Here is a 9,723-nt window from a genome sequence, read left to right as displayed (position 1 = left end):
GTCTCGCTTCGTTCATCACCGTGTATCTCGTCGGTATGGGTGCATTCTAGAGGATTTCAGAATCATTGCAACCCCCAATTCACTATATTTTTCACGTATGTATCTTTTTTCTACGAAAATCACTAAAAAATCGCTTTTTTATCTAAAATTTAACCGCTTCTTTGAAATAAAACCTGTATTCAGTGCAATTCATTTTAAAACGGTTATTTTTATTAAGACCTAATAGCTCTCAAAAAAGTACTAAATCTTAATAAGACTGTGAAATTTCAGCTCTGTATTCAGAATTTTTCAAAACTTGCTTATATCAGCTTACATATTTTGCTATTTTCTATCCGACTAATAGATATAGGTCCTATCAGGAAAGTCAGTTTGCTGCTTTCATAGCGACTTCTTTTTCTAATCTCAGGTTTTAAAAAGTAAAAATAGTCAAATCAGCCGTATTCAGCTTTATATAAGTTACGAAACCTGACTTTTAATATCTATATAAAGCCAAAGAGAATATTAAGATAGCGAAGCTACGTATTGGCGATACTTATGTCCCACCCAGTGATGCATGACTTCTTCAATCACTTCTTTCTTACCTTTATAGTCCTCAGCAGCAAATAACAATTTAGCCCGACGAGGTAACCGCTCTTTGACTAAGGAAAAGAGAAGATAGTGTGATGCGAGATCGAGTTGCTGTAATAAAGTATATGCCTGTTTAAAAGATTTCTGTTTCTGCTCAGGCGTATCGTATTCAAATAGAAAACGTAAAATAAAATCAATTTCCTGATCAAAAATATCCTGAGTCCGATAGTGATACATAAACACTGCTTACCCTCTTATTTTAAATTTCTAGATCTTCTTTGAGACCTGATGTGATCAGCATACTGATAACTTTCTGGATGTCAGTATCTATCCGGCGATCTGTAGTGGATTTAAAGCAAATAAAAAAATTGATTTTTAAAAGACAATATAAAAAGGAAAAGTGGAGTTTTTCAAATAAAAAAGGAAGAGATCTCTCCCAAAATCTCTCCCTCGCAATTGAATCTTTACCCGATCCAGTATGTCATTATTATAGTTATTTGCTTCAGTATCTTAAAAAAAGTCTCTTGGGGAAGAGACTATAAGTTGTGGAGTTATTTATTATTACCACTACCCTCTAGATGTGCTTAAAGCGAATTCTCTAGATGAATAAATCTTATACATAATAATAGGGAAACGCAAGGAATTTGGCAAAATTTAACTCTTGTTTTTATAAGGTTTTTTTTGAATTTGCTTATTTGATTTTTGAATATAGAGTCATATAAAAAAAAGCAGGCCGAAGCCTGCTTTTAATTCAATAACTTAGAAAGTGTCTTAATCAACAAAGGTCACTTTTGCAATCGCTTTTTTGCTCGCCTGAACAATCAAAGTCACGTTTTCTTTCACAGAAAAAGACGTATCAACTGGTTGCCAGTCTACTTTTACTGCACCACGACCCAGCGCATCTTTGGCTTGTGCCGAGTTTTTAGTCAGACCCGCTTCACGCAGGATTGAAGTAATAAAGATTTCACCACCGAACTCGCTTAATGAAATGGTTACTTCCGGTGTGCCTTCAGGAAGTTCACCCTCAGTAATGATATTACCCGCGCCTTTATGTGCATGCTCAGCAGCCTCGCTTCCATGGAAACGCTCAACCAGTTCCAGTGCAAGAATGCGTTTCACTTCCTGTGGATTACGACCTTCTTCAATCTCTTTCAACAATACCTGAATTTCTTCTACAGATTTGAAGCTAAGCAGATCAAAGTAACGTTCGATCAGTGAATCCGGCATTGACAGTACTTTCTGGTACATCGCACCCGGCGCATCAAAGACGCCAATATAGTTACCTAAAGATTTAGACATTTTGTTAACGCCATCTAAACCTTCAAGAATTGGTACTGTAATACAGACTTGTGCTTCCTGGTCATAACGCCCTTGAAGGGTACGACCCATTAACAGGTTAAAGGTCTGGTCTGTGCCACCCAGCTCTACGTCTGCTTCTAGTGCTACTGAGTCATAACCTTGTACCAATGGATACAGGAATTCATGAATCGCAATCGGTTGCTGGTTGTTATAACGTTTTGTGAAGTCATCACGCTCAAGCATACGGGCAACAGTTTGCTGTGATGCCAGTTGAATCAGATCAGCAGCAGTTTTTTGTGCAAACCATTCCGAGTTAAACACAACTTTAGTTTTATTCGGATCTAAGATCTTAAATACTTGTTCTTGATAAGTTTTAGCATTTTCTAAAACTTGTTCACGTGATAATGGTGGACGTGTTGCACTCTTGCCGGTTGGATCACCGATCATCGCAGTATAGTCACCAATCAGGAAGAAAACCTCGTGACCCAGGTCTTGGAACACTTTTAGCTTATTGATCAGTACAGTATGACCTAAGTGCAAGTCAGGTGCAGTAGGGTCAAAACCCGCTTTAATTTTTAGTGGACGATTCTGCTTTAATTTCTTTAGAAGATCTTCTTCAGAAATAATTTCGTGGGTGCCTCGTTGGATGAGGGCAAGTTGTTCTTCAGCCGGCAGGAAATTTGACATCACAAAACCCAAATACATCAGTTATTCAATTTGTGCGATATACTAACACTTTTTCAGCATATTGCAGGCTTAAGAATAACCATGACAGCGATCTATATTGGGGTAATGACCGGCACAAGCATGGATGGTGTCGATATTGTTGCTGCTTCTTTTGATCCACTCCAGCTTCATGCCACCCTCACCCTACCTTTTGATCATGATCTTCGTGATGAATTGATGGCGCTTACACTGCCAGGCGATAATGAAATTGACCGCATGGGTAAAGCAGATGTTGCGCTGGCACAGATGATTGGTCATGGTATTAATGCGCTGATTGAAAAAAATAAGCTGGATCGCACACAAATCAAAGCTATTGGCTCACATGGACAGACTATTCGCCACCGTCCTGAACATGGCTTTACCCTGCAGATCGGTGATCCAAACATTATTACTGAAATTACCCAGATTCCGGTGATTTCCGATTTCCGTCGCCGTGACCTGGCGGCTGGTGGCCAGGGTGCACCGCTAGTTCCGGCTTTCCATCAGGATATTTTTCAGCATGACAGCATTCACCGGGTGATTCTAAACCTGGGCGGTATTGCCAATGTCAGTATTCTGCCTGCCGGTCAGCCAGATCAAGTCTACGGCTTTGATACCGGCCCAGCCAATATTCTGATGGATGCCTGGTGTGAGCGTTATACCGGCCAGCCTTTTGATGAAAATGGCAACTGGGCAGCCTATGGTACACCCATCCGTAGCCTGTTAGATCGTTTGCAGGAACATGCATTTTTCTCCAAAGAACCTCCCAAAAGTACTGGCCGTGAAGACTTTAATCTGGAATGGCTGGATGAACAAATTGCCGACTGGCGCAGTGCTTTAGAATATGATGAGCTGGAAGATACCCCGGAAAATGTTCAGGCGACGCTCATGAAGCTCACCACACGTGCCATTAAAAAAGCGATTTATCGCTCTGGTCTGGATACGGGTGAAGTCTATGTTTGTGGAGGTGGTGCTTATAATTCACATCTACTGGAACAGCTGCGCTGGCGTTTGCGTAAACATCACTGGAGTGTGCAAACCACAGCTGATTTAGGCTTAAATCCAACATGGGTCGAAGGCACTGCCTTTGCCTGGCTGGCGATGCGCTTTATGAATCAGCTGAGTGGCAATCTGCCAGCTGTGACTGGGGCTTCAGGCTATCGTGTGCTCGGTACGATTACAGCAGTTTAATCTCATGAACTCTTATAACTATATATAGGTATAAAAAAGGTCTGCATTATTGCAGACCTTTTTTTTCAATCTCTGTTATTGCATCATCAGTTTGGCATTTTCATTCCGAAACGCACGTAAAATCTGCTGACCTGCCCGTCCGGTTGGAGTTAAGCCTAAACGGATCTGCTCTTGGCGGATCGCCTGACGGGTTTTATCCCCAATCAAACCATCCACTGCACCAATGTCATAACCTTTATTGAGCAAAAATTGTTGAATCTCTCGACGTTCTTCACGTGATGTGCCAGCATCATCGGTTGGCCATGTTTGCACCAAGCCACCTTTACCTTGCAAACGATCTGACAGATGTGCAATGGCTAAAGCATAGCTTTCGGCTGCATTATAACTATAGATGGCGTCAAAGTTTTTAAAGACCAGGAACACCGGCCCATTGGCACCGGCAGGCGCCAATAAACCAGCTTGAGAGGATTCCGATAAATTCCCTTGAACTAATGCCGAACCATCGGCACGAACCAGACCTTGATTGATCCAACTACTCAAGGATTTTTTATTACGACGACCTTCACCCGAAACTGACATACCTTGAGGAATTTTGACTTCAAAACCCCATGGCTGCCCGGTTTGCCAGCCGCGTTTTTTCAAGAAGTTGGCTGTTGAAGCCAAGGCATCCGGGATGCTGCTGACGAGATCACGACGCCCATCACCATCAAAATCGACCGCCAGTTCATCATAAGTGGATGGCATAAACTGGGTATGACCAAAAGCTCCTGCCCATGAACCTTTAAGCTGGTTTTCATAGACATCACCACGTTGCAACAGCTTCATGGTAGTAAAGAACTCACCACGGAAATAACTTTGACGACGACCTTCACAACTCAAAGTACCGAGCGCCTGCAATAAAGGATATTTACCAGAAATATCACCATAATTACTTTCCACGCCCCAGACTGCCACCACAGTTTCAGCCGGAATGCCATAAGCAGCACTAACTCGATTTAATACGTCGCGATGCTGCTGTAATTTCTGACGACCCTGCTGTACGCGCTCCTCATCGACCAGACCAGACAGATAGTCCCAAATTGGCGTTGAAAATTCTGGCTGATAGTTGAGTCTTTCAATTACAGAATAATCCGGGGTCAAATTTTGAGTATATCGGTCATAGGTCGCTGCATGGACACCTTTAGTGAGTGCCTGAGGTTTTAATCTAGCCAGACAGCTTTGAAATGAACTGGAACTTGGCGTATAGATGCCAGGACTCGAGGTCAGCTCTGATGTACTTACGCGCTGTCCATTAATGATCAGTTCAGCCTGTGCCTGAGAGGCAGCCAGAACGATTGAGCCAAGAAAAAGTGCAAGTCGTTGCATAATACCCTTGAATACTTATATTTCGAATTATGTTCCTATTCACCTTATCAGCTTGTGGATAAAATTAAAGCGCAAATACGTAAAATTTAAATTCATATTTTCTTCACTTTTAAATTTATTTGTAAGTTTTGAATTTAAAAACTTATCCACAAGATGCTTTAAATTCAAATTTGAACTAATTTTTAAATTTAAATTCAAAGCCATGTTATCAGCCTTTTAAATTCAAAATTGACTGTGTGGATAACCAACATCACATAAGCTTAATAACAAGTAATTGCAGACAATTAGGATTTAAATTCATTTATAAAATACAAGAAGGATTTTTAAATTTAAAACTTTGAATTCATTCTCTGGCTTTTAAATTTATTGTTTTGAATTTAAATTCAAAATAGAAAATCTAAATTCAAATGACCTCTTTTTAAATTTGAATTTATTTTTATGAATTTAAATTCAAAGCACACTTTGCAAGTTTTAAATTCATTTTAAATTTAAATCTGCATAGCCGAACTGATGCAGCAACAGATTAAATTTTCATCAATTATTTATAAATTATTGTCTGTTTTATAAGCAATTGATTTTGAAAATAATCCGATAAATGGCAGGGTATTTTCAAAGAGGCGCAATCATGCCTGAAAGCCGACAAATAAAAAAGCGACCACAGGTGTGATCGCTTTTTTTATCAGCAAGTTAAAGCTTAGATGCTCATATCTTCGCTCAATGCCAATGGATTCGGTAAAATCTTCGCCAATTGACGACATAGCTTAGTCAATTGTGCACTGTCGGTTGGCATTAGGGTGATGTGACCAATCTTACGGCCTTCACGTTCTGACTTATTGTATAAGTGCAAATGCACGCCTTCCAAGGCTAGAACATCTTCAGATTTTGGATGTTGACCGATGATATTCACCAGCACGGTTGGACGGATCACTTCAGTTGAACCTAATGGCAAGCCAGCCACTGCACGCACATGGTTTTCAAACTGAGAACACACTGCACCTTCAATCGACCAGTGCCCTGAGTTATGCACACGTGGTGCCATCTCGTTGGCGTATAGCCCCTTATCTGTCACAAACAGCTCAAGAGTTAATACACCCACATAGTTCAGATGATTCAGCAGGCGAGTGATGTAATCTTGTGCGACTGGCTGCAAGTCTGCACTATTGGGTGCAGGTACAATCGAATGAGACAGAATGCCATTATGATGATGATTTTCAGCCAATGGCCAGGTCTTCACATCACCATCTTGACCACGTACCGCAATAATTGAGACTTCACGTGAGAAAGTGACAAAACTTTCTGCAATCAGTTCACCGGCAGGACCCAGTTCTGCCCAAGCCTGATCAACTTGATCTGCTGAACGTAGAACGAATTGGCCTTTACCGTCATAACCACCACGAGAAGTTTTAAGTACAATCGGCAGACCGAGTTCTGCAACAGCAGTTTTTAAGCTCTCTAGAGAGGTGACTGCTTTATACGGCGCAACCGGAATCTCAAGTTCATCAAACAGGGCTTTTTCAGACAGACGATGCTGTGCAATTGCCAAAGCCTGACGCGGCGGATGCAGGTCTTTGTTTTTCGTTAAAACATCTACATCAGCCAATGGTGTATTTTCAAACTCAAGGCTGAACACATCTGCACTATTGATAAAGTCTTGCAGACCATTTTCAGCCTTGGTCGAAAATACTGGACCTAATGCAGCCGAAGGGCAGTCTATAGTGGCTTCAAAGAAAGTACATTGAATGTTTAAAGGTAATGCCGCTTGTGCCATCATTCGACCGAGCTGACCGCCACCAAAAATACCGATGGTTTTATCCATTGCGTTTGATCCCGTATTAAGCTTGGCCTGGAATATTGTTACTAGCGACTTTATCCGTTTGTGCAGCGCGGAAATCTGCAACATTTTTCGCGATGTCTGGACGGGTCAGACCTAAAATTTGTGCTGCCATAATGGCTGCATTGGTCGCACCTGCAGGCCCAATTGCCAAGGTACCCACGGCAATACCTGCTGGCATTTGTACAATTGAAAGCAATGAATCGACACCATTTAAGATAGAAGATTTTACTGGCACACCCAATACTGGCAGATCGGTTTTTGCGGCACACATACCTGGTAAATGCGCTGCACCACCAGCACCGGCAATAATCACCTGGATGCCACGATCACGTGCTTGTTCTGCATATTCAAACAGACGGTCAGGGGTACGGTGTGCAGAAACGACTTCGGCTTCAAATGGGACACCAAGCTGCTTAAGCATATTGGCAGTGTGTTCGAGAGTTGCCCAGTCTGATTGAGAACCCATGATAATACCTACTAGAGGAGCATCTTGTGCAGCAGCCGCATTCATTGCAATGTTTCCAGAGATTAAAGTAAGAGAAGATAAATCTCGACGAGAGAGCCAAGCTTTAATGGGAGTGCGTATTATAGACTGAAAATTCAGCTTCATAAAATTTAACGGTCAAAGCAAGGCTCGATTTTTCTTATTTTTTTAATGAAATCTCAAAATCTGGAATAAAAATAGGGAAGTACACCACTTGAATGATATTAGGGGCTACGGAACACGAAATAGACACAGCCACACAGGCATAATCCTGCCCAGAGATAATCCAGTTTAAATGGCTGTTTAAACATAAACAGCATAAAGGGCACAAAGACCAGTAGCGTCACTACTTCCTGTGTGATCTTCATCTGACCGACTGCGAGTCCGTGTTGCGCCATCAGCCGTGTTGCAGGAATCATCAGGCTATATTCAAATAAAGCAATGACCCAGCTAAATAAAATGATCTTCCACATTGGGGCATCATGTGGCAAAAATTTCAGATGACCATACTAGGCCAATGTCATAAAGCAGTTTGCACAAACAAGCAGGAGCAAGGGCCAGAACATAGTGGATGCCGGTAGAAAATTTACAGGATATTTTACGGATTATTGCAGCAAAAGATAATCGTGAACCTTGGTTTTTTATCACATCTAGCATCGTTTCTTCACATAAAAAATCACGCCAGAATGCCTATCTTTTCCCGCAAAGCCTTGCTATCGTTGCCGGTAAATCGAATAAATCATGACAACAGCACAGAAAACAAAGTGATGTGTCAGTACAAAATGGAGTGAAGTAGATGCATCTGCATATCTTGGGCATTTGTGGCACCTTTATGGGCTCGCTGGCCTTACTCGCGCGAGACCTCGGACATAAGGTGACAGGTTCAGACCAGAACGTGTATCCACCGATGTCGACCCAACTGGAAAATGCAGGCATTACTTTAATGCAGGGCTATGACCGTAGCCACCTACAACCACATCCTGATCTGGTCATTGTTGGCAATGCCATGAAGCGTGGTATTGATGCTGTGGAATACATGCTGAATGAAAGCCTGCCTTATATTTCAGGTCCACAATTTCTTGCAGATCACGTACTGCAAGGTAAACACGTGTTGGGGGTAGCTGGTACGCACGGTAAAACCACGACGACGACAATGCTGGCGTGGGTATTGGACCAGGCAGGGTTAGAGCCAGGCTTCCTGATTGGCGGTGTACCACTGGGCTTTTCTGAAAGTGCACGTTTAGGTGGCGGCAAATACTTCTGTGTAGAAGCCGATGAATACGATTCTGCTTTCTTCGACAAGCGCTCCAAGTTCGTACATTACCATCCTAAGACTGCGATTCTGAATAATCTGGAATTTGATCATGCCGATATCTTTGATGATCTGGCCGCAATTCAAAAACAGTTCCATCATCTGGTACGCACTATTCCGTCTGAAGGTCGCATCATTGCACCGATTATGGAAACCAATATTGATGAAGTACTAAAGCAGGGCTGCTGGACACCGGTAGTTCGCACTTCACTGGATGCCAATGAAAAAGCTGAACTCTCTGCACAACAGTTGTCTGCTGATGGTTCACATTTTAAAGTGCTTCAGCATGGCGTAGTAAAAGGCGAAGTCAAATGGAATATGACGGGTCAGCACTCTGTTGCCAATGCTCTGGCAACTATTGCTGCGGCTGAGCATGTCGGTGTATCCATTGAAACTGCCTGTGAAGCACTCTCCAATTTTGGCGGTGTAAAACGCCGTATGGAGCTGCTCGGTACGGTACGTGGTATTGAAGTCTATGATGATTTTGCCCATCATCCGACTGCAATTGATACTACCCTCGACGGCGCACGCAAGCGTCTGGGTGAACGTAAGCTTTGGGCGATTATTGAACCGCGTTCCAATACCATGCGTATGGGCAGTCACAAAGAGGGTTTGGCTTATTCAGCACGTCTGGCGGATGAAGTGATCTGGTATCAGCCAGAAGGTCTGGATTGGGATCTGCAACCTGTGATTGAGGCTGCACCAAATAAAGCTGTGGTAGCACGTACTTTGGATGAGATCATTCAAACTGTTGTTACTGAAGCAGGCGAAGGCGATGCTGTGGTGATCATGTCCAATGGCGGTTTTGGTGGCTTGCATCAGAAACTGATTAGCGCCTTACAGTAAATTATCTAAATCAATACTTGTAGCCTTTATTCCATAAAATTTCTCAAGGATCGTAGACACATGTCTACGATCCTTTTTTAATGTTAAAAAATACTTAATTTTTTAAGGAATTAACTATTT

At 42.2% G+C, this 9,723-nt stretch carries 8 protein-coding genes and 1 pseudogene; 3 read left to right on the top strand and 6 right to left on the bottom strand.

Annotation, left to right across the window (positions count from 1 at the left end; genetic code table 11):
* Positions 1-501: 501 nt before the first annotated feature.
* A complete protein-coding gene (locus tag ACS72_RS00885) occupies positions 502-804 on the bottom strand; it encodes a hypothetical protein (RefSeq protein WP_048880955.1) in 303 nt (100 codons plus the stop codon).
* A gap of 534 nt (positions 805-1,338) precedes the next feature.
* The gene (gene tyrS / locus ACS72_RS00880; RefSeq protein ID WP_163172613.1) at positions 1,339-2,571 is read right to left on the bottom strand and encodes a tyrosine--tRNA ligase; all 1,233 of its coding nucleotides are present in this window, start codon (positions 2,569-2,571) and stop codon (positions 1,339-1,341) included.
* A gap of 63 nt (positions 2,572-2,634) precedes the next feature.
* Here tyrS and ACS72_RS00875 point away from each other — a divergent pair, with 63 nt between their 5' ends.
* Positions 2,635-3,762: an anhydro-N-acetylmuramic acid kinase gene (locus ACS72_RS00875; RefSeq protein ID WP_004813956.1), complete on the top strand. Its 1,128-nt coding sequence runs from the start codon at positions 2,635-2,637 to the stop codon at positions 3,760-3,762.
* 75 nt (positions 3,763-3,837) lie between these two features.
* Here ACS72_RS00875 and ACS72_RS00870 read toward each other — a convergent pair whose 3' ends face one another.
* From ACS72_RS00870 to ACS72_RS00855, 4 genes and pseudogenes are all read right to left on the bottom strand, one after another.
* Positions 3,838-5,127, bottom strand: a complete 1,290-nt coding sequence (locus ACS72_RS00870; RefSeq protein WP_048880954.1) for a lytic murein transglycosylase — start codon at positions 5,125-5,127, stop codon at positions 3,838-3,840.
* Positions 5,128-5,821: 694 nt separating this feature from the next.
* Positions 5,822-6,943 (bottom strand): 5-(carboxyamino)imidazole ribonucleotide synthase, encoded by a 1,122-nt coding sequence (locus tag ACS72_RS00865; protein WP_048880953.1) that lies wholly within the window; start codon positions 6,941-6,943, stop codon positions 5,822-5,824.
* 16 nt (positions 6,944-6,959) lie between these two features.
* Positions 6,960-7,472, bottom strand: coding sequence for a 5-(carboxyamino)imidazole ribonucleotide mutase (gene purE, locus ACS72_RS00860; protein WP_004813961.1), 513 nt, complete (start codon positions 7,470-7,472; stop codon positions 6,960-6,962).
* Positions 7,473-7,669: 197 nt separating this feature from the next.
* A pseudogene (locus ACS72_RS00855) lies at positions 7,670-8,011 on the bottom strand (DMT family protein).
* Between the two features lie 5 nt (positions 8,012-8,016).
* On the opposite strand from ACS72_RS00855, the gene ACS72_RS17880 reads away from it, so the two are divergent.
* Both ACS72_RS17880 and mpl read left to right on the top strand, forming a co-directional pair.
* Positions 8,017-8,190, top strand: a complete 174-nt coding sequence (locus ACS72_RS17880) for a hypothetical protein (RefSeq protein WP_155858004.1) — start codon at positions 8,017-8,019, stop codon at positions 8,188-8,190.
* 51 nt (positions 8,191-8,241) lie between these two features.
* Complete coding sequence (mpl, locus tag ACS72_RS00850; protein ID WP_048880952.1) at positions 8,242-9,603, top strand: UDP-N-acetylmuramate:L-alanyl-gamma-D-glutamyl-meso-diaminopimelate ligase; 1,362 nt, start codon at positions 8,242-8,244, stop codon at positions 9,601-9,603.
* Positions 9,604-9,723 lie beyond the last annotated feature (120 nt).

The organism is Acinetobacter sp. VT 511 (assembly GCF_001077515.1).
Classification (GTDB): Bacteria; Pseudomonadota; Gammaproteobacteria; order Pseudomonadales; family Moraxellaceae; genus Acinetobacter; species Acinetobacter schindleri.
This window is presented reverse-complemented; position numbering and strand designations above follow the sequence as displayed.